This window comes from Polynucleobacter sp. 35-46-11 (assembly GCF_002281105.1).
Map to the genome: position 1 here is coordinate 1 of NZ_NCFJ01000070.1, position 20,494 is coordinate 20,494.

General features: G+C 45.3%; 22 protein-coding genes and 1 pseudogene. 6 read left to right on the top strand and 17 right to left on the bottom strand.

The annotated features are described in order from the left end of the window. Positions 1 to 120 precede the first annotated feature (120 nt). From ribH to B7Y67_RS07315, 3 genes are all read left to right on the top strand, one after another. Positions 121 to 639, top strand: coding sequence for a 6,7-dimethyl-8-ribityllumazine synthase (ribH, locus tag B7Y67_RS07305; RefSeq protein WP_293598071.1), 519 nt, complete (start codon positions 121 to 123; stop codon positions 637 to 639). An 8-nt stretch (positions 640 to 647) separates the two neighbouring features. Continuing rightward, complete coding sequence (gene nusB, locus B7Y67_RS07310) at positions 648 to 1,157, top strand: transcription antitermination factor NusB (RefSeq protein WP_293598072.1); 510 nt, start codon at positions 648 to 650, stop codon at positions 1,155 to 1,157. Between the two features lie 136 nt (positions 1,158 to 1,293). Further along, complete coding sequence (locus B7Y67_RS07315) at positions 1,294 to 2,772, top strand: NAD-dependent succinate-semialdehyde dehydrogenase (protein ID WP_293598073.1); 1,479 nt, start codon at positions 1,294 to 1,296, stop codon at positions 2,770 to 2,772. A gap of 73 nt (positions 2,773 to 2,845) precedes the next feature. On the opposite strand, the gene trmB is transcribed toward B7Y67_RS07315, so the two are convergent. From trmB to B7Y67_RS07330, 3 genes are read right to left on the bottom strand one after another with little or no spacing between them, the layout of a single operon-like run. Then, positions 2,846 to 3,643 carry a tRNA (guanosine(46)-N7)-methyltransferase TrmB gene (gene trmB / locus B7Y67_RS07320; protein WP_293598074.1) on the bottom strand — a complete coding sequence of 266 codons (798 nt, stop codon included), beginning with the start codon at positions 3,641 to 3,643 and terminating at the stop codon, positions 2,846 to 2,848. An 18-nt stretch (positions 3,644 to 3,661) separates the two neighbouring features. After that, a complete protein-coding gene (locus B7Y67_RS07325; RefSeq protein WP_293598075.1) occupies positions 3,662 to 4,120 on the bottom strand; it encodes a DUF2721 domain-containing protein in 459 nt (152 codons plus the stop codon). 16 nt (positions 4,121 to 4,136) lie between these two features. Then, positions 4,137 to 4,982, bottom strand: a complete 846-nt coding sequence (locus B7Y67_RS07330; protein ID WP_293598076.1) for an undecaprenyl-diphosphate phosphatase — start codon at positions 4,980 to 4,982, stop codon at positions 4,137 to 4,139. 119 nt (positions 4,983 to 5,101) lie between these two features. Between B7Y67_RS07330 and B7Y67_RS07335 the strand changes: the two genes are divergently transcribed. Beyond that, positions 5,102 to 6,715 carry a TolC family protein gene (locus B7Y67_RS07335; protein WP_293598077.1) on the top strand — a complete coding sequence of 538 codons (1,614 nt, stop codon included), beginning with the start codon at positions 5,102 to 5,104 and terminating at the stop codon, positions 6,713 to 6,715. Here the strand turns inward: B7Y67_RS07335 and waaC are convergent. The 6 genes and pseudogenes from waaC to B7Y67_RS07365 form a co-directional block, all read right to left on the bottom strand. Further along, positions 6,712 to 7,740, bottom strand: coding sequence for a lipopolysaccharide heptosyltransferase I (gene waaC, locus B7Y67_RS07340; protein WP_293598078.1), 1,029 nt, complete (start codon positions 7,738 to 7,740; stop codon positions 6,712 to 6,714). The two genes, B7Y67_RS07335 and waaC, sit on opposite strands and share 4 nt — an antisense overlap. Positions 7,741 to 7,781: 41 nt before the next feature. Beyond that, positions 7,782 to 8,348 (bottom strand): dTDP-4-dehydrorhamnose 3,5-epimerase, encoded by a 567-nt coding sequence (gene rfbC, locus B7Y67_RS07345; protein WP_293598079.1) that lies wholly within the window; start codon positions 8,346 to 8,348, stop codon positions 7,782 to 7,784. Between the two features lie 51 nt (positions 8,349 to 8,399). Continuing rightward, positions 8,400 to 9,338: a glucose-1-phosphate thymidylyltransferase RfbA gene (rfbA, locus tag B7Y67_RS07350; RefSeq protein WP_293598080.1), complete on the bottom strand. Its 939-nt coding sequence runs from the start codon at positions 9,336 to 9,338 to the stop codon at positions 8,400 to 8,402. A gap of 10 nt (positions 9,339 to 9,348) precedes the next feature. Continuing rightward, complete coding sequence (rfbD, locus tag B7Y67_RS07355) at positions 9,349 to 10,311, bottom strand: dTDP-4-dehydrorhamnose reductase (protein WP_293598081.1); 963 nt, start codon at positions 10,309 to 10,311, stop codon at positions 9,349 to 9,351. Positions 10,312 to 10,318: 7 nt separating this feature from the next. Next, a pseudogene (gene rfbB / locus B7Y67_RS07360) lies at positions 10,319 to 11,373 on the bottom strand (dTDP-glucose 4,6-dehydratase). 57 nt (positions 11,374 to 11,430) lie between these two features. After that, a complete protein-coding gene (locus tag B7Y67_RS07365) occupies positions 11,431 to 12,654 on the bottom strand; it encodes a glycosyltransferase (RefSeq protein WP_293598082.1) in 1,224 nt (407 codons plus the stop codon). Between the two features lie 81 nt (positions 12,655 to 12,735). Here B7Y67_RS07365 and B7Y67_RS07370 point away from each other — a divergent pair, with 81 nt between their 5' ends. Continuing rightward, positions 12,736 to 13,620 (top strand): alpha-1,2-fucosyltransferase, encoded by an 885-nt coding sequence (locus B7Y67_RS07370; RefSeq protein ID WP_293598083.1) that lies wholly within the window; start codon positions 12,736 to 12,738, stop codon positions 13,618 to 13,620. Between the two features lie 4 nt (positions 13,621 to 13,624). On the opposite strand, the gene B7Y67_RS07375 is transcribed toward B7Y67_RS07370, so the two are convergent. The 8 genes from B7Y67_RS07375 to B7Y67_RS07410 form a co-directional block, all read right to left on the bottom strand. Continuing rightward, the gene (locus B7Y67_RS07375) at positions 13,625 to 14,548 is read right to left on the bottom strand and encodes a glycosyltransferase family 2 protein (protein ID WP_293598084.1); all 924 of its coding nucleotides are present in this window, start codon (positions 14,546 to 14,548) and stop codon (positions 13,625 to 13,627) included. Then, a complete protein-coding gene (locus tag B7Y67_RS07380; RefSeq protein ID WP_293598085.1) occupies positions 14,548 to 15,447 on the bottom strand; it encodes a DUF6492 family protein in 900 nt (299 codons plus the stop codon). The genes B7Y67_RS07375 and B7Y67_RS07380 overlap by 1 nt, the downstream gene beginning before the upstream one ends. A 14-nt stretch (positions 15,448 to 15,461) precedes the next feature. After that, positions 15,462 to 16,829: a hypothetical protein gene (locus tag B7Y67_RS07385; protein WP_293598086.1), complete on the bottom strand. Its 1,368-nt coding sequence runs from the start codon at positions 16,827 to 16,829 to the stop codon at positions 15,462 to 15,464. Between the two features lie 18 nt (positions 16,830 to 16,847). Continuing rightward, complete coding sequence (locus B7Y67_RS07390) at positions 16,848 to 17,819, bottom strand: aspartate carbamoyltransferase catalytic subunit (RefSeq protein WP_293598090.1); 972 nt, start codon at positions 17,817 to 17,819, stop codon at positions 16,848 to 16,850. A 5-nt stretch (positions 17,820 to 17,824) separates the two neighbouring features. After that, entirely contained in the window at positions 17,825 to 18,331 is a 507-nt protein-coding gene (gene pyrR, locus B7Y67_RS07395; protein ID WP_293598087.1) for a bifunctional pyr operon transcriptional regulator/uracil phosphoribosyltransferase PyrR, read from the bottom strand. A gap of 1 nt (position 18,332) precedes the next feature. Beyond that, positions 18,333 to 18,758 carry a Holliday junction resolvase RuvX gene (ruvX, locus tag B7Y67_RS07400; protein ID WP_293598088.1) on the bottom strand — a complete coding sequence of 142 codons (426 nt, stop codon included), beginning with the start codon at positions 18,756 to 18,758 and terminating at the stop codon, positions 18,333 to 18,335. Beyond that, on the bottom strand, positions 18,751 to 19,335 hold the full coding sequence (locus B7Y67_RS07405) for a YqgE/AlgH family protein (RefSeq protein ID WP_293598091.1): 585 nt from the start codon (positions 19,333 to 19,335) through the stop codon (positions 18,751 to 18,753). Before B7Y67_RS07405 ends, ruvX begins: the two co-directional genes overlap by 8 nt. Before the next feature lie 110 nt (positions 19,336 to 19,445). Then, positions 19,446 to 20,147, bottom strand: coding sequence for a YdcF family protein (locus B7Y67_RS07410; RefSeq protein ID WP_293598089.1), 702 nt, complete (start codon positions 20,145 to 20,147; stop codon positions 19,446 to 19,448). 195 nt (positions 20,148 to 20,342) lie between these two features. Here B7Y67_RS07410 and B7Y67_RS07415 point away from each other — a divergent pair. Beyond that, a partial coding sequence (locus B7Y67_RS07415; protein WP_293598092.1) for a deoxyribodipyrimidine photo-lyase occupies positions 20,343 to 20,494 on the top strand: 152 nt, incomplete at its 3' end.

Sequence of the window (20,494 nt, forward strand, 5' to 3'; positions counted from 1 at the left end):
AGGCGTCGGCAAAATGCGTTTGCTCGCCAACCCTAGTCCAGTGCCTAGTCTTTCCGGATACAAGCTTGAAGTAACCGGTTACACCCCATTTGAATCTAAAAATAAGTAATTTCAGGAAACATGATGAATACATCCAATGACGAATCTGCAGTAGGCGTACTCGCTACCGACCTGAATGGGCAAGATCTTCGTGTAGGTATCGTACAAGCGCGCTTCAATGAAGAGCATTGCATTGCCTTAACTACCGCTTGTATTGAAGAATTGATCAAACTGGGCGTATCGCAAGCTGATATCAAATTAGTTACTGTTCCAGGCGCACTTGAAATTCCCTTCGCACTACAAAAGCTAGCTGAGACAGGCGAGTTTGATGGCTTGGTTGCACTGGGTGCCATCATCCGCGGTGAGACTTATCACTTTGAACTCGTGTCAAATGAATCTGGTGCTGGCATTACCCGCGTTTGCCTGGAGTCTGGCTTACCAATCGCTAATGGTGTTCTCACCTGTGAGACGGATGAGCAAGCTCAGGTACGCGTTCAAGTAAAGGGCGCAGACTGCGCAAGAGCGGTTATTGAAATGGCTAACCTCGCTTTAGCCCTTACTCCCGATATTGATTTTGAAATCAATCCTTCAGAAGAGTAATTCCCAAGATGAATAAAAATGTTCCCAGCCCACAGGCGGCAGCTGGTGCTCCCAGCGCACCAAGCGCACCAAAGCGCTCACTCACACCACGACGTCGTGCCCGTGAATATGCCCTGCAAGGCATTTATCAAAGCCTGGTCATGCGCCGCGCTGGTAGCCTTCCGAATGCTGCAGCGATTGCTAAGCAGTTGGCTGAAGATCCTGGCTTTCGCCGCTGCCAACATGATTTGTTTCAGGGGATTTTTGCTGGGGTGCTAGAGCGTACCGATGAACTCGAGGGCATTATTACTCCAGCCCTCGATCGCCCTATCAATGAGTTGTCTCCTGTAGAGCATGCTGCCCTTCTAATCGGCACCTATGAGCTGGCTATGGATTTGGCCGTTCCCTATAAAGTGGCCATAAATGAAGCTGTCGAATTAGCCAAAACATTTGGCGGTACTGATGGTCATAAATACGTCAATGGCGTGTTAGATCTCCTAGCCCAACAATTGCGTATCACTGAGGTGCAAGCAAGCTAGATCCAGGCACCCCCAACGCTCGACCCCTGAGCCTCTAAAAGGTCCAGGGGTTTTATTTTGTCCATAACTCTAGGGGTTAATCCAAACTACACTGAGGGATAAAATAAAAATACCTTTTCATCAAAGAGACGCGACCATGCAAAAAACGGATATCCGCAAATTACTCAAAGATCCCAGCCTATTTAAAGAAGAGGCATTCATGAATGGCGCCTGGTTTAAAACACATTCAGGCAACACTTTTGCAGTTCACAATCCCGCCACTGGAGAACTGATTGCAGATGTCAGCAATCTTGAGCCAAGCGATGCTGAGCGTGCAATTGAAGCTGCAGAGCATGCCTTTCTAAGCTGGAAGAGCAAAACTGGGAAAGAGCGTGCGAATGTGATGCGCAAATGGTTTGATCTGATTATTGAGAACACACAAGACCTGGCTACTCTCATGACTCTAGAGCAAGGCAAACCACTCACTGAAGCAACGGGTGAAGTTGTTTACGGCGCCTCTTTTGTAGAGTGGTTTGCTGAAGAGGCCAAACGCGTTGCCGGATCGATTCCAAGCACTACCTGGAGCGATAAGCGCATGATCGTGATGAAGCAGCCGATTGGGGTGTGCGTTGCCATCACACCATGGAATTTCCCTATCGCTATGATTACCCGCAAGATTGCACCAGCAATGGCAGCAGGTTGCACCATTGTGATCAAGCCAGCTGAGCTCACACCACTTAGTGCGCTAGCACTGGCAGAGCTTGCTCAGCGCGCTGGCGTCCCAGCAGGTGTCATTAATATTCTTACTGCAGATGCCAATCAATCGATTGCGATTGGTAAAACACTCTGCGCATCACCTACTGTAAGCCACCTATCATTCACAGGCTCCACCGAAGTTGGACGAATCCTAATGGCGCAATGCGCTCCTACAGTTAAGAAATTAGGTCTTGAGCTTGGCGGTCATGCTCCCTTTATTGTTTTTGAAGATGCTGATATTGATGCAGCGGTTACAGGTGCAATGGCATCCAAATATCGCAACTCTGGTCAAACCTGCGTTTGTGCAAATCGCTTCTATGTGCATAAGAATGTACAGGATGAGTTTGTCGAAAAGTTTGCAAAAGCGATTCAAGCGATTAAGGTTGGTAATGGCATGGAGCCTGGAAATACACAAGGGCCGCTGATTGAGAAGGCTGCATTGGAGAAAGTCGAGAAGCATGTAGCCGATGCCATCAGCAAAGGTGCAAAACTCGTTGCCGGTGGCAAGCCTTCTCCTTTAGGTGGCACTTTTTATGAGCCAACCATTTTGTCCAATGTCACTAATGACATGCTCATTACCTATGAAGAGACATTTGGGCCAGTTGCCCCAATCATTCCATTTGAAAGCGATGAGGAGGCAATAAGATTAGCGAACAATAGTCAATTTGGATTAGCTTCCTACTTCTACAGCCGAGATATTGGTCGCATCTGGAAATCTGCTGAAGCGCTTGAGTACGGCATTGTGGGTGTCAACTCTGGAATCATCTCCAATGAGGTGGGGCCATTTGGTGGAGTGAAGCAATCAGGCTTAGGACGTGAAGGTAGCGCCTATGGTATGGATGAATATCTAGAGCTTAAATATATTTGTCTTGGTCTGTAAGTCAAAATCAGAAACTAATAAAGCCGCCCATTTAACATAAAAGAGCGGCTTTATTTTTGACATCATCGCTACTTTATTTTTTCTTATAGACCAAGTCCCACACCCCATGCCCTAACTTAATGCCGCGGGTTTCGAACTTGGTGGTTGGTCTGTAAGCAGGTCTCTCGACGTACCCAGGATGCTTGGCATGCAACTGCTCAAGAGTGGGCTTGAATTCTTTAAAGGACTCTTTAGCAAGCTCAGCTTCACTAGCAACATCAGCTGCTGAAAAAGTTTCAATACGCATTTGCTCAGTAGAGGTATTTTCTAGACCAGACTCTGCGTTTAAAACTAAGAGCATTTGCTCTGCGTAGTTGTGCCAATCGGTCGCAAGATGCAAATAGGCTCCAGGCTTTAAGCGAGAGATCAATAATTTCACGAACTCCACCTGAATCAAACGACGTTTATGGTGGCGCTTCTTATGCCAAGGATCTGCAAAATAAATATGAATGCCATCTAAAGAATTGGGCGCAATCATTTTTTCCAACACTTCAACGGCATCGTGTCGAATCAAACGTAAATTCGTTAGATTATTTTCACCAATCAATTTCAGTAAAGCACCCACTCCGGGAGGGTGAACCTCAATTGCCAAGAAATCATCCTCAGAACGCAAAGCAGCAATTTTGGCAGTAGTCTCACCCATACCAAAGCCGATTTCTAGGATCTTAGGATTGGTAGATCCTCCGAAAGTGTCTTTTAGGCAAAGCACCTTATCTTGAAATTGGACTAAAAACTGTGGGCCCAGTTCATCAATCGCCCGCTGTTGACCAGCAGTGGTTCGACCCGCCCTTAAAACAAAAGAGCGAATACGATCAGTTTTTGGAAATGTCACGAGATAGAAATTCTTATTTTATTTAGGAAAGGGTGTATTCCAGCCAGCAGAGCGATAAGCAAAGACCACTTCGCCCAAGACAATCGAGAGTGAAGTCATAAAAGAAATTAATCCAAGTACAAAGGTCCAAATGACATAGGTCGCCTGCAAAGAGCGAACCGCTCCTGCTTGAAAGAAAAATAGCTCAAGCACTGTTAAAGAAATGAATACACCACTTAAGACATCAAAGAAAATTGCCGCAGTACAGAGACGCCCACGTATCTTTGCTTCATTAGCCTCTTTTTTCATGTGACTTAAAACGGCTTGATCTTGAATAACGCCTTCTTGAATTTTTTGCTGGATTGCCCGCATTCGATCCACTGAACGCGCTAAACGCGCTGAAATCGCATTAATCAGCGTAGCTACAGCAGTTAACAAGAATACGGGGGCTAAGGCCAGCTGAATATTATTCGTTATTGCGTCTATTGATGCGTCCATGATGTATCCATTAATCCTATTGAGACCAAGCTACTAAGCCACTATATGAGCTGAGCAAGACTAATACTCCAAAAACAATACGATACCAAGCAAATGGAATGAAGTTATGCCCAGCGACATAATGAATAAGCCAACGCACGCAAATAAATGCGGAGATAAATGCAGAGATAAATCCAACCACAATTGCCCAAGTGAAATCACCAGAAAGGGCTACCGGATTTTTCCAGAGCTTCAGTAACTCATAGGCAGTGGCGCCACCAATGACCGGAATCGCTAGGAAGAAAGAAAATTCGGTGGCAACGGCTCGGGGTAAACCAAATAACATACCCCCAATAATCGTTGCTCCAGAACGTGACGTACCCGGTATCAATGCAGCGCATTGTGCCAGCCCGACCTTTAATGCATCCATGGGCGCAAGATCATCCACCGTCTGAAAACGACTTTTCGCAGTGCTCACTTTTTGCTGTCTACGTTCTGCCCAAAAAATAATGAGTCCGCCTACGATAAAGGCACTTGCGACTGGGATGGGAGAAAATAAGAGGGCTTTAATATGCTTGCCAAAGATCAATGCCAAGCCCATTGCCGGGATGGACGCAATAATCAGATTGATGACAAAGCGACGGGAGGTGGGGCTAGTCTTGATGGTAGATGCCACCTTCCAAAGCTTTTCCCGAAACTCCCAGCAAACCGCCAAAATAGCGCCAAACTGAATAATCACCTCAAATGCTTTACCTCGCTCGTCATTAAAGTCGAGTAAGTCGCCCACTAAGATGAGATGCCCCGTACTGGAGATCGGCAAAAACTCCGTTAAGCCCTCCACTACCCCTAGTAATACTGCCTTGCCTAGCAAAATAAGATCCATAACCCTAATTTTATAGATAGATGAGGCCTTGCTGACGATTTGGCAAAATGAGGGTCAATAAAGGCACTTTGTACAAATAAGCCTTAAACTTCATGGCACAGAAAATCTATCTAAATGAGATGACAAAACCCGGTTTTAACGCCCTCAAAATCAGCACCCTAAGCTTGATCCTGAGCCAGGTATTTGGTTTTGGCGCACTGTCATCCAATTCTCTAGCGCAAAGTGCAAATGGGTCTAAACCCTCCTTACCGAGCCCCATAGGCGCACAATCTTTGACTGGTCTAGAAATGCCGCCACAGATGGTATTGGCGCCCAAACCAGCTATCCCCACTAATCTGGCTCCGTCGAATGTTGCTGGAAGCAATGTGGCGAATACCGAGGAGGCAACCGATCTCATTCGCCTCTACCAAGAGGCCGCTTTTAGTGATCCCGTTTTAAATGCGGCTCGCTTTAACTACCAAGCAAGCAAAGAGTTGTACTGGCAAGGTCTTTCTCTCTTGCTGCCTCAAGCTAATGCAGTACCTGGTGCTACCCGCTACTATCAACATGCGGGCGGAAATTCCCCTCCCGGCGTCAATACTGCACCCAGGGTATATGACCAGAAAAACTACACAGTCACCCTGACACAGCCGGTATTTAATATTGCGGCCTTCGAGGCATTTAAACAAGGGGATTTAAATACCAAAATTGCAGATATGCAATTTTATTCAGCCCAACAAGATTTAATTATTCGCGTTTCACAGGCCTACTTTGATGCACTGACCAGCCAAGATAATGTTGAGCTATATCGTAATAAAAAAAGCTTGATTACCCAACAACTCGACATTGCTCAAGCAAAATTTGATGCAGGCCTTGCAACAGTCGTGGATATCAACACTGCTCAAGCCGCTCTTGATTTAGCAAAGTCCCAAGAAATTGCGGCGCAAGCCGATTTAATTGTCAAACGCGGGGTGCTTGAGCAATTGGTTGGGCGCCCTGTTGGACCACTAAAACCTTTAACCAAGGAAGCCAAAATCGATGGCGTTTTAAAAGACCCGCGCCCTAAAAATAAAGACAGTAATGGCATTCCGATTGCTGAAAGTGTGAACCCCATACTTCCCAAAGGGCAAACTTTAGAGGATTGGATTCATCAAGCAGAAACTGCAAACTTCAATGTCTTAGCAGGTCAACTGTCAGTAAATCTGGCAGAGAGCACCTTTAAGGCTTCGCAAGCACTGAACTACCCTTCAGTCAATTTTGTAGGTACTGCAGGCTATAACACCTCTAATGGAACAGCCAATAGTTTGACGCCAGCGCAAACGAATATTTATAACAACACCATTGCCTTACAAATGAGCATTCCCCTGGTTTCTGGTGGATATAACAGCTCCTTGATTCGACAAAATGCAGCCCTGTTAGATGCAGCCAAAGCAAACTACGATAACTACCGCCGGACTGCTGCGCAAAATACGCGGGCCGCTTTTACCGGTTTTTATGGTGGTTTAGCCAGCGTTAAAGCATTTGAAGCAGCTGAACGCTCCTCCACTTCTGCACTGGACTCTAGCAAGCTAGGCTTTCAAGTGGGAACCTTAATTAATATTGATGTGTTAATTGCCTTGGATACCGTAATTACCACGCGCTCACAACTTCAGCAAGCTCGCTACAACACCATTCTCAATGCCATTAAATTAAAAGCACATGCAGCAGCACTATCAGATGAAGATCTGATCTCCATCAACACCTTACTGCGCTAAGGCTGAAGCAGCTTAAGAGAAGCTTCAAGAACTTCTTGAACACTTGGTGGTTTTTGAATATCACCCACATTACAAATTCGCTTCGACCAATACCCCTCAGTCTTCCAGCGTGGTGAGTCGCAGTAGATTTCGACTGTAGGCTTACCGAGAACTGCCGCCAGATGCGTTAGGCCAGTATCCACTCCCACCGTTAGAGCAGCGCCAGCAATTATCGAAAAAGCATCCTCAATCGAAAAAGCTGGGGGGACCAGTGCATTTGGAATCTGTGATGCGAGTAATTCACTAATCGCTTTTTCAGAAGGGCCACCCCAAGGGAAAACCACTTGATATCCTCGACCAGATAAATCTTTACCTAGCGTAATCCAATTGTCATTAGACCAACGCTTAGCCTCTCGAGCTGTCGAATGGAAGCACAAAATATAAGGCGTATGAAGCCCATCAACGGATCTCTTTGAAATACTAGAAACCCATTCTGGTGGATAAAACTGTGGTGCATCATCGCGCTCTATCAAAGGCCAATCCAATGCTGAACAAGTGACCCATCGTGAACGATCGACTGCATGACACTGAATAGGAACCTGTACCGACTGGTTATAGAAAGCTCTAGCCAAAGGCTCGTAACCTGAGAACTCGGTTGAATTGGCAAGGCCTGCAATGACAGCTCCACAGCTCTTTTTAGCCAAAGAGCATACGATAGCGGATTTAAGCAATCCCTGGGTTTCGATCAATACGTCATAAGTGGTGGACTGTAGTGTTTTTCTAAATGCAAAAAACTCTTTCCACGTTGCCAACTTAAACAGGTTCTTCTTCCAGCGGCGTAAACCAAAAGGAATGATGCGATTAATCCCATTGAAACCATCACGCGACAGTAAGGGCTCAAGTAAGTGGACATACCCTTCTTCCACCACCCAATCAATTTGAGCATCCGGTAAGCGTGCGCGCAAATCCCAAACAATCGGCAAGTTATGCAAGACATCCCCAAGAGAGGATAGTTTTACCAGCAGGATTTTGGGGGAAGTGCTCATGCGAGCATTATCTTATCTTTTGAAAACCAAGCTAAATCGAGTTAAAACTTAGGCACCGCATCCCAAGATAAACCGGCTGCATCCTTGGCGTTCATATTGGGCGCAATCCCTGAAGGCAAGGGCCACTGAATACCGACAGTTGGGTCATTCCAAGCCAAACAAGCTTCGCTTTGCGGGTGATAGTAATCAGTCGTTTTGTAAAGAAATTCTGCTGTTTCTGAGAGGACTAAAAATCCATGCGCAAATCCAGCTGGTATCCATAGTTGCTTATGATTTTCAGCGCTTAACTCAACGCCAGCCCACTTGCCATAGGTTGGTGAATCTTTACGAAGGTCTACAGCAACGTCAAAAACGCTACCAGCAACCACCCGCACTAACTTTCCCTGAGTCTGATCCAATTGATAATGCAAGCCACGCAAAGTCCATTGGCGAGAAAATGAATGGTTATCTTGCACAAATTCCACATTCAAGCCAGTAGCCGCTGCAAAGTCTTGGGCATTAAAAGACTCGGTAAACCAACCACGCTCATCACCAAATACCTTGGGCTCAATCACAAGCACATCATGAATGGATGTAGGCGTTACCTGAAGCTTAGAAGGTGTAATCATCTTGGCGCTCACCCAACTGCTTTTTTATGAGATAAAGCAACTGGTTGGGGCTCACCCAACTGCTTTTTTATGAGATAAAGCAACTGGTTGGGCTGAGGTATTGAGCTCATTTAATATTTTGCTCAAGTATTGGCCGTAACTGTTTTTGCTGAGTTGAGTTGCAACTTTTTGCACTGTCTCAGCGCTAATCCAGCTCTGGCGGTAAGCAATCTCTTCAGGGCAGGCCACCATGAGGCCTTGGCGCTTTTGTAGTGTCGCAATAAAGCCTGCTGCATCCAACAAAGAATCATGCGTTCCAGTATCAAGCCATGCAAAACCACGGCCCATGATTTCTACATTGAGCTCATTCTTTTCGAGGTAAACGCGATTAACATCAGTAATCTCCAGCTCGCCACGAGCACTCGGCTTGATTGAAGAGGCGATATCGCAGACTTGATTGTCATAAAAATATAGTCCTGTAACCGCATAACTACTTCTTGGCTTAAGCGGCTTTTCTTCAATCGAGAGTGCTTTGTAATCCTTATCAAACTCCACCACACCATATCGCTCTGGATCATTCACATGATAAGCAAATACGGTTGCACCACTAGTGCGATCATTAGCGCTATCAAGTTGATCAACTAATTCATGGCCATAAAAAATATTATCCCCAAGCACCAAAGCGCTGGGATTATTGCCTACGAAGTTTTTGCCAAGAGTAAATGCTTGCGCCAAGCCATCTGGTGAGGGTTGAACGCAATACTCAATGTTTAGGCCCCATTGAGAGCCATCTCCCAGCAACTCTGCAAAACGTGGCGTGTCATGCGGTGTAGAAATCAACAAAATATCTCGAATGCCTGCAAGCATCAAAGTAGTCAATGGATAGTAGACCATCGGCTTGTCATAGACGGGCATTAACTGCTTGGAAACTGCTTGAGTAACGGGATATAGGCGCGTACCAGATCCGCCCGCCAAAATAATTCCCTTACGATTGGTTTGAGTCCCTGCCATAGCGCTCTTTCTAGATAAGCCCATCTTTTGCCAAATTGGAAATGTAAGTCTTTACAGACTCGCTCCATGAATGATTCAATTGCTGCAATTTTGACATATCGCCTCGAGCCTCAAATACCTTACGCAGCTTATCTGTCGACATCCTTGAATTCATGGGCCTAGGAGCAGGTAAAGGGTATTCAACCGAGGGAATGGGCTTGATTGCATCCCGCGCCGCTTTCATGGTCACCCCAGCTTCAAATGCTGACTGCACCACCAAGGTTGCTAAACCATGCCATGTAGTTTCTCCAGCGGGAACAGCATGATAAATGCCAGAAGGAAATTCTTTGATATTCAGCCCTTCATCTGCCACTAAATTTAGACTCACTTGCGCCAACCATGCAGCACTGGTTGGAACACCATACTGGTCATCAATAATCTTCAGCTCTTCACGCTCTTTGGCTAAACGCAAAATGGTCCGAATAAAATTTCCACCATCGCCATATACCCAACTGGTTCTGAAAATCGCATATTGGCCATCGCCTCCAACAGTATCAAAAACTCGGGCTATTCCCTCTTCACCTGCAGCCTTACTTTTACCGTAAACACCCAATGGATTCCGTAGATCATCCTCTAGGTAATAGCCGTATTTCTCACCATCAAAGACATAATCTGTTGAGTAGTGCAGAAAAGTAGCGCTATGATCTGCAGCATATTGCGCCATAATCTCGGGTGCTCGAGCATTAATTGCAAAAGCTAAATCAGACTCCACCTCTGCTTTATCAACAGCCGTGTAAGCTGAAGCATTAATAATCAACTGAGGCTGAAATTGATTGAGCAATTGCTCAAGAGCAACTGTATTGGTAAGATCGCATTCAGAGCGTCCAACATACTGAATGAGCGGCTTGGCAAGTAGAGACGATGTACGTACTTCTAACTCCTCTCTAAAGGCTTTTCCTAATTGGCCATCCTTGCCGAATACGAGAATCTTCATTAAATCTTTAGTTGTACTGCTTAGAAAGCCAGTCACGGTAAGAGCCGCTCACTACACCTTCAATCCAAACTGGGTTATCTAAATACCATTGCACCGTCTTGCGAATACCGGTATCAAAAGTCTCAGCAGGTCGCCAACCCAACTCACGCTCAACCTTACTCGCATCAATAGCATAACGACGATCGTGGCCAGGGCGGTCTTTTACGTAAGTAATTTGCTCTACATAAGACTTGCCGTCAGCACGTGGCTTTAACTCATCCAAGATAGAGCAGATGGTTTTAACTACATCGATATTGGCCTTTTCATTCCACCAATGTTGTAGGTCTCACCTAATTTACCTTTTGCTAATACATCACGAATGGCTGAACAATGATCGCCAACATACAGCCAATCACGAATTTGCTGACCATCACCATAAATTGGCAAGGGCTTACCGTTAAGTGCATTCAGAATTACTAATGGAATCAGCTTTTCTGGGAAGTGATACGGGCCATAGTTATTGGAGCAATTGGTGGTCACCACCGGGAAGCCATAGGTATGGAACCAGGCGCGCACCAAATGATCAGAGGCGGCTTTAGAAGCTGAATATGGGCTATTAGGCTCATAGGGATTAGTTTCTGTAAATGCTGGATCAGTTAAAGAGAGTGAACCATATACCTCATCAGTTGAGACATGGTGAAAACGGAAAGCTTGCTTTGCAGATTCACTCAAGCCATTCCAATATTCACGAGCACATTCGAGTAAATTAAAAGTACCTACTATATTGGTGGTGACAAACTCAGCAGGCCCATGAATCGATCGATCCACATGACTCTCTGCAGCAAAATTTACAATAGCGCGAGGCTGATGCTCTTTAAGCAATCGGGCAACCAACTCTTTATCGCCAATATCTCCATGTATGAAAACGTGACGAGGATCGTCTTTCAGAGATTCTAGAGTGGCTAAGTTACCCGCATAGGTCAGCTTATCCAGGTTAATAACACCCTCATTACCTGGCACTTTTAACCAGTCAAGCACGAAATTACCACCAATAAAACCGGCCCCGCCAGTTACTAAAATCATTTTTTACCTTATTACTCAAATACTTAAGAACCCGTTACTAAATAGGGATACGCAAAATTATTCTAATAATTTTAACTGATCTATTAAGGACTTAGCGCGATGAAGGGTGGTGTGGGAAGCAAATACCTCACGCTGCGCATAAAGAGCTTTTTCAACCCCCAAGGAAGGATTACGCATCAACTCGTTAAACAATTGATCGTACTGGGTGGGTGACTCAGCAATAAAAAAGGAATTTTCTCCAAAAATCTTGTTGAGGAGCATGGGGTGGTCAATCAATTGTGGAACGCCACATGCTGCCAATTGATATGTACGCTCATTTAATTCACAAGCCCAATCAATTTGTTCTGGTAGGTGTACATTTAGACCCACCTTAGCGCGCGCATAAATATAGCGATCCCGCTCTCGATTAAATTGAAAATGCTTCACCTGCTTCCAGCCGGGGCCATCAAGAAATCCAGAGTACTGACGTGCAATATTTTTTAAATACGCAATGTGTTCACGTTTGCGCGAGGCCATCAAAACATAGTTCAGATCGCGTTCAAATCCTGCAACCGGAAAATAGTGCAATGTATTGGCACCAAAAGGAATATAGAGAATTTGGTAGCCCGCATCAAAAAAAGGCGCGTATTCCTTTCGGCTCTTGACGTAATCCTCATCTCGATAGCTATAGAAAAAGTCAATGTGATGGGCTTTTGCCCAAGCCAAGCGTGGCAATAAAGGAGTGCTTTCATACTCCTCTAATGCAGCGCTCAAGCCAACACGCAAACGATGCACTGACTTGTACTTTGCTATCACATCCCAATCGATTCTGCGTAAGTACTCATGATTATCGCTAGATAGCAAAACGGTTGGTTTAAAGCTCTCTAAAGCCTGCTGACTATCATCATACCACCCCAATGCCTGCGCTGGAATGCCAATGTAATTTAAGCTCTCCATCAAATTAGAGAAGAGCGAATATCCTGCTGGCGAAAATCGTGCGTCGGGTATTTGTATCAAAACACGCTCTTCACTAACACCAGCCATGCAGTCTTTAAAAGATATCTCTAAATTAAGTTTTAATCTCGCGCCCTGCTGCACCAAGAGATCAGGAGAATTTAAGCAAGCCTCAATATTTTCATGAATATCTCGGTTAGCTAATGCACGCTCAGCTTCGGCCAAAATTGCATCATGCTTTTGAACCGTTGCAGAATTGAAAAGCCAATTAAATTGATGCTTTTCAAATGAGCGCTGTAGCTTAACTTTGCGTTTCTTAGCAAGCTGCAACAAATGGATAAGAGTCATATTCAGCTTGAAATACAAAGAAAGTGGTTTTAGGCAACAGGACTCCCAGTTGAGCCCATCTGATGGTCTAATTATAGAATTATGAACATCATCGCACAGCTCCAAGGCGGCCTCGGCAATCAACTGTTTCAGTATGCTACTGCCAGAGCCTTAGCACATCAACACCAAACCCCACTGCTGCTTGATCAAAGTTGGTTTACCAAGACCTATGATGATGTTACCCCTAGAAAACTACTGCTCTCCGCTTTAAATACTAAGGGGGCCGTCATCTCACTTGATACGCCACCAAAAAGACCTAAGCGTATTCAGCGCATTCTTCAGAAGTTATGGCCCATTAACCCCTACGTTTATTTAGAGCAAAAGCCTTATCGTTTTGATCCCAACTTACTCAAAGCGCCTACTTTCAAATCTCAAAGTCTCTACCTCATAGGATATTGGCAGTCTTATCGTTATTTTGAGTCGATCAAAAAAATACTGCAAACCGAAGTGAGCCCCAAAACTCCCCTAAGTACTCATTACCAAAAATATCTAAATCAAATTCAAGCTAGTAACGCTGCCATGGTTCATGTACGTCGTGGTGACTATGTCCATCTTGCGAGTGCAGCAAAGGTACATGGCTTTCTTGGGCTGGACTATTACCAGCAAGGAATGCAGCTGCTTCTGAACAAGAATCCAGAGACCCAATTTTTTGTATTTTCAGATGACTTAGATTGGGTTAAAGCTAATCTACCCCATCAAGACAGGGCAACCTTTATTCAGTCTCTTGAAGGCAGCGATGCAGTTATTCAAGAATTGGAGTTGATGACACATTGCCAAAGTCATTTAATTGCCAATAGCTCTCTGAGCTGGTGGGCAGCCTGGCTGGCAAAAGATTCAAATAACACGGTAATTTGTCCGAGCCGATGGACCAATGACCTCACTATGAATTGGGATGACCTGCTCCCATCCCGCTGGCAAAGAATCTAAGCGCTTAGAAACGGCCACGAAGAGAAGCTAGAGCCGAAACTAAAAGCCGCTCAAGCCTAGTCAACGGAGTTAACAAGCCGTTACGGCGAAACTGAAAGCGCGCATAAATCTCATAATTTGCCAGCACAGAAACACCAGGAATCTTCTGATTCAATTGCAACATAAAAGGGATGGCCTGCTTCAGTCTTTTACTTAATGCCATTGGCCTAGGGAAAAGTTCATCGTCCATACCCAGGCCGACTAAGTAAGCTCTTCTGCTGACATTAAAAATCCGATTTGTCTCAGAGTTCTGAACTTGACTCGTTTGCTTAGCGTGAATTCGGTAGGTAATTAAATTGTCATGAAGATTAGCAAAGCGATATCCCGCCAAAGCCAGCTCTGACCAAAGCGAGTAATCTTCCGCATAGTCCTTGCCAATCCGATAAGGATGCCTCTTAAACGCCTCCGCTCTACCCATAACAGCAGGATTACACAAAGGGCTGCAAACGGTAATTAAGGCGCGGATATCTGAGTCCGAGTAACGCTGCTTTGATGACTTCATCCTGCCGCTACTCTCATAAAGCGAATAATGGGATCCGCCACAAATATCTGCTTTGCATGATTCCAAAAAGGCAACTTGCAACTGCAGGCGGTTAGGGAAAGCAATATCGTCAGCATCCAAAAAAGCAATGTACTCACCCCGAGCTGCCGCAACCAATTGGTTTCGAGCATTTACTAGACCTTGATTCTGAACTAGATGCGTTTTTATAATCCGTTCATCATCAAATTGCTCTATGACCTGCTGAGTCTGATCTGTAGAACCATCGTTGAGAATGAGCAACTCAAAATGAGGATAAGTCTGCTCCAAAATACTCTCAATCGCTTGAGCAATATGCCGCTCTGCATTAAATGCCGGCATCAGCACACTGACTAGCGGTGTTCTCGTCATCACACGTAGCTCTGTAAATATCGACCAAAGCGCTTGATACGCCTTAACAAACGGGAAGGCAATGATTTATTACTGGAGCCAAGATGGCCATCAATATCCCAAGCAGACTGATAAATTACTCCAAAATAATTTTGCGCTAATTTAGCCTCGGTTTCACCCAAGCGCCTCATTAAAAAATACTGCCAGTCATAGTGATAGGTTCTAAATAAGGGCTCTACAGCAATTAAGGGAATGGCATGATATTTCATGAGCGCCTCCCCATATATCAAAGACTCTGGATGTTCTAGAGTAATGAGATCCCAAATACTGATATCTTTAGGCTGCAAATACTCCTGATCTAGGGATTGCCAAACTTTTGCAGACCAATTAAAAGGGGCTGGGGCGCAATAAAAATGGGGGCCAACTCGACCAAATAACTTTTGTACGCGCTCCGCCTCGACCTTAAGGTCGCGCTCTACCTTATGATGCCCGCGATTGCTAGCGATTTGAAATAGCTCTTTATTCTGATGAAGCACGGTATAAGGAACATTGTCATTGCGAACAAAGTCAGATTGCCTGAAATCACGAATGAATTTGCTATCCGAATCTAAGCAGAGATAGTTTTCAGCTATACCCAGGCGCCAAAACTCTGCTTTGATGATTTGCTGAGATAGCCCTCCAGGCATGGCTTGATATTGCTCAAAGCTAACCCCAGAATTAGCGGCAACAATTTCCTCATCTGCTACCCATTGATATGAATCTTTGCCAAGCACTTCTTCTAGCAACGCCTTCTCAGAAGTCGGAGTAGAAATATAGAAGGGGATTTGATCGAGGTTATGCAGCTTCACCGAATCCAGAAGCTGCTTAAGGCGGAGAAAATCTCGTGAGTACGATTTGCAATAAAGGACAAAGTCTTTCAATGAATTTCCGTTCTTTATTTTGATCTATTTTGTACTTGAGTCAGAATGGTATTTACCGCTTGGTCCACTCCAATCGGCTTCCATGTAGGCTCAATTAATTGCCTACCCTTCCAATCCAGCCAAATTTTCTCCAAAGTAAATTCAATTGCTTCTGGGTCAAGTTGTGGGCTGAGGTAAGCACCCCTATCCAAAAGCATTTGGTCTAACTGTGGATTCCGATGGGTGATGCCCCAGATCGGACGTCCTGTCCATAGGTAATCATAAAACTTAGACGGTATATATTCTGCACACCATTCATCATTACCATGTAACAAGATCAAGACGTCAGCAGCTTGCATTTTTTCAACGACTCGCTCGCGACCGGATTTGCCAGTAGTGGGATCTCGCTCTAAACGACCATGTGCCAGTAAGACATCCTCAAAACCCAATTGCTTGATTGCATCTATTGAGAGTGGATCCAAGGGGGCGCCATAAGCATGAACACGAATTTGTTCTCGGGCTTCTGGGTATTTTTTTAGTAAAGGCGCCAAGGCCTTGAGAATCGTAGAAAGTGAGCGGTCATTTGCCAAAGAGCCAAAATGACATAAATTGAGTTGCCCTGTATATTGGTGTGACTGATTGACATCCAAACTTCCAGGCGGCTTTGCGCCCGGGGTCACTACAAAACCATGTGCATTATTAGGGGTATTCAGATTTGCATTGCGCACCTTTGCATAATGCAAAGCACCATCGGTAAACCACCAGACCTTGTCGGAAAATCGAGTAAGTTGATTTTCTAAATAATGCCGAAAACGCGCATCGCGGTTTTTAGGCGCATCAAAGCCTTGATCTTCTGGACTCTTACGGATCACCAAAGGATCATGCACTTCAGAGATCAACTCTATGCCAGTCGCTTTTTTTAGCCAAACTCCAGCGAGATGCGCAGACCATGCGCTCCCCACTGAGAAAACCACATCAACCTTGCCAGATTTAATTAGGAGCCAGCCGCGGATAAAAGCCGGTAGGGACCATGACCATTGACTTGAGTAACCAAGCAATAACTTCTCAATTGCAATCAAAGGTGAAAGCAATAATGAAACTGTTCTAGTCGTTACTTTATAAATCAAGCCTCGACCATACTTGTTGGCTACCCAGTGTCGAAAATCGAAACGGAAACCTGATGGGCCCCAAGCAATGAACTGATAGTGTGGGAAACGTTGATCTTTGAGTCCGGTAATTGCACTAAATACAATTGGCTCGACGCCAGCCTCCAGTAGATAAGGAATCTTATCCGTAATAGTTAAGCTTGCAGCACGCCCATCCATATTAAATGCATGCGTCAAGATCAACCAGCGTTTCTTGTCAGTTATTGCTGGTAGCTGCACGGTACTTTGAGTGCTCAAGAACAATATCCGATCTATCTAGTTGCCGGCAACGATTGACATCACAGCCATGCGCACCGCAATACCAAAGGTGACCTGATTCAGAATAACTGACTGAGGACCATCCGCTACCGCTGAATCAATTTCCACACCACGGTTCATGGGACCAGGGTGCATCACGATAGCATCCGGTTTAGCTAAGGCTAAGCGTGTAGGCGTTAAACCATACTGTCTAAAGAAAGCATCGCCCTCTGGAACCTGACCTGCTTCCATGCGTTCTTTCTGAATACGCAAGGTCATGACAACGTCAACACCTTTTAACCCTTCTTCCATGCTGTGAAATACCTTCACTCCCAGCATATCTAGATCACTTGGCAAAAGACTCTCGGGTCCAATCGCACGAATATCTGTACAACCTAGGGTTCTTAAAGCACAAATATTCGATTTAGCAACTCGGCTATGCACAATATCGCCCACAATCGCCACTTTCAAACCGCTAAAGTCTTTCTTGAAGTGGCGCATTGTGTACATATCCAACAAGCCTTGGGTAGGATGCTGATGGCTACCATCGCCAGCATTGACTATGTGAACGTGTGCGGGAATATGCTGAGCAATCTCAATAGGTGCTCTGGAAACGCTATGACGCACCACAAAGATATCCGCCTGCATAGCCACTAAGTTATCAATCGTATCTAAAAGACTTTCACCTTTAGCTGTTGAGGAAGTAGAGATATCTAAATTAATGACATCGGCCGATAAGCGTTTAGCAGCAATCTCAAAAGTAGTGCGAGTGCGGGTGGAATTTTCAAAGAACAAATTGAAAACACTCTTGCCGCGAAGTAATGGAACTTTTTTTACCTCTCGTGCAGGATTGGTCACGCTGACAAACTGTTGTGCGGTATCGAGTATGTGAAGGATTTGCTCTTTTGGCAAACCTTCCAAAGTGAGCAAGTGAGTTAACTCACCAGCGGCATTGAATTGATTTACCGGGGCGTTTACTAAGTCGTTCATTCCGCTCATGCTGCACGCTCCTCTAATTGGAAGCTGAACTTGCCAGCATCATTTTTCTCTAAAACCAATATTTGATTATTGGGAACATTCACTGCCTCCCCTACAAAATCCGCTGAGATCGGCAACTCACGATTCTCACGATCAGCCAAGACCATCAACTCCACTTGCGCAGGTCTACCAAAATCAAATAACTCATTGAGTGCTGCACGAACTGTACGGCCAGTCAGCAATACATCATCGATCAAAATCACGTTTGCACCATTGACCTCAAAAGGAAGATGGGTAGACATGGTACTAGCAGTTCGCAGCGCTGTCATACCTTTCTCAGCATAGTCATCCCGATGAAACGCCACATTAATAACGCCAAAGTGAGGAAGATTTAAATCTGCGGCTAAACGCTCCGTAATCCACGCGCCGCCCATTGCAAGACCAGCCAACTCAAATGCATCGCCAGCCTTCTTGCGCTGACTCAAAGTCTCTAGTAATTTCAGGTAGGACTGCTCTGCATTCATCTCAACTAATCCAATTCTTCTCAACAAAATACTGCTCCAAAATTAAGGCCGCAGACTGCGCATCCAAATTGTCTCGCATATCGGGATCCCCCTCTAAAACGGCCGAGGAATAACGCTCATCCACCCATTCCACCGGCAAATGAAAGCGCCCCTGTAGTTGATCGCCAAAGCGACGAGCCTTGGCGCTCATTTCATGCTCCGTACCGTCAGGGTGGCAAGGAAGGCCGACTACTAGGCGATTGGGCTGCCACTCCTTTAAAAGCCCCTCAATGACTCTGAATGCAGCATCACTAGATGACTCTGTAATAGTTTTAATTGGCTGTCCTAGGCAAGTGAGGGTATTACCCACAGCAACACCAATACGCCGCGTCCCGAAGTCAAAAGCCATCACAGTAAACTCTGGGCCCTTCTTCAAGTTCTCAGGCATGCCCTGCCTCGCCAGATAGATGGGAGGGATTAAACCCCAAAAGACCCATCGTCCGCTCATAGCGCTGGCTAGAGGGCGTATTAAAAATAATCTCAATCATTTCCTTTTGGGATAAAGGAACATTGATCCAGCCATTGAGGCTAATCTCCTCCTCAAGCTGACCCGCACTCCAACCCGCATAACCCAAGGTCATTAAGAATTTACTAGGCCCAGAACCTATTGCGACAGCCTCAAGCACATCTTTTGATGTCGTCATGGTCAAACCGCCTGGAACCGCCAAAGAGGAGCTGTAAGCTATTTCTGTAGAGGGCTCATGCAAAACAAAACCACGTTCGATTTGCACTGGACCACCAAAATAGACCGGTTGTTCAGATACTGGCTCAGCCTCCAGCTTGACCTCAATTTTTTCAAATAAGGCGCCCATATCCAACTCAGTCGGGCGATTGATTACCAAGCCCATTGCGCCCTGCTCGGTATGTTCAAAAAGATAGATGACTGAACCCGCAAAATTGGGATCGACCATCCCAGGCATGGCAATGAGGAATTGGTTTGCCAGATGATCAGCAGAATAAGCAATTGAGGACCCAGCAACAGCTTGGGAGGTCTGGGTGGGTGTTGTAGCTTGACCCACAGGGGCTTTTTTAGCCGTGTTCATGTGGGTTTATTTTACCGAATTCTCTGTCCTGGCTAGATCTTTCCGGTGATCCAGTAGGCAAGAAGACCAACCCCTTCATGCATCACCTTATTCCAGTTTTGCACACCATCCTCCAGATCAAACTTACCCCAGCGAAGCTGATTGCCGGTTTGGTAGTCCACGGAGACTGGGATTACCTCAATTCCTTGTTTTTGGAAAATCTTTATCGATCGATACATGTGTGATGCCGAGGTGATTAGTAGCCAAGGTTTTGGGGGTGCATCAGCTTCTTTGGCGCTCTTAGCCTCTAACTCCAAGATCATGGGCTTCATCAACACGACATTTTCATAGGTATTGCGGGACTGATTTTCATAATGGGCATTTTTGTCTGGCAAGCCCTGCTCCGCCACCAACTGCTTGAAGGCATCCGCTTCAGAGATCCCCTTGGGAGAAAGACGCCCGGAGAAGCCACTAAAAATGTAGGGTAGATCTGGGTACTTGCGAATGAGCTCAAAGGCTTTGGTAACACGCTCAGCTGAGGAGTAAATGGATACCTCACCACGGTCTACTGCAATCTCACCACCCTCAATGGCGCCACCCAAAATAATGATTCCAGCAAACTCCGCCTCGGGCATCTGTGTAAGCTGAACCTTAGGAACGCTATCCTCAAGAGTCCTTAAAAAGACCTCTGAAGTTGGTAACCACCCAACTAGTAACAAGTCTGCCAGAGCTAAAAGCAAAAATTGTTTGCACAAATGGGGTTTTCTAAGGCTCAAAAATAACAAGCTGAGGACGACAAAAACAATGACCCAGTTCAGGGGCTCAATGCAAAACTGCACAATTTTAGAAAAAACAAAAAATAAAGTGTCTATAAATTAGCAATCTATTAGTAGGCAGCATATTACTCGCATGCCAAGCGAGTCGGCCTATTTGGCCCTAATATAGGGGCTATGAAAAAAGCTCTCGTTTGGCTCCGTCGCGACTTGCGTCTCTATGACAATACAGCGCTTCATCACGCCCTGAAAAATAATGCCCAAGTTTGGCTAGCGTTTATCTTCGATACCGATATTCTGGATCCACTGAAGTCTGAAGATCTAGATGC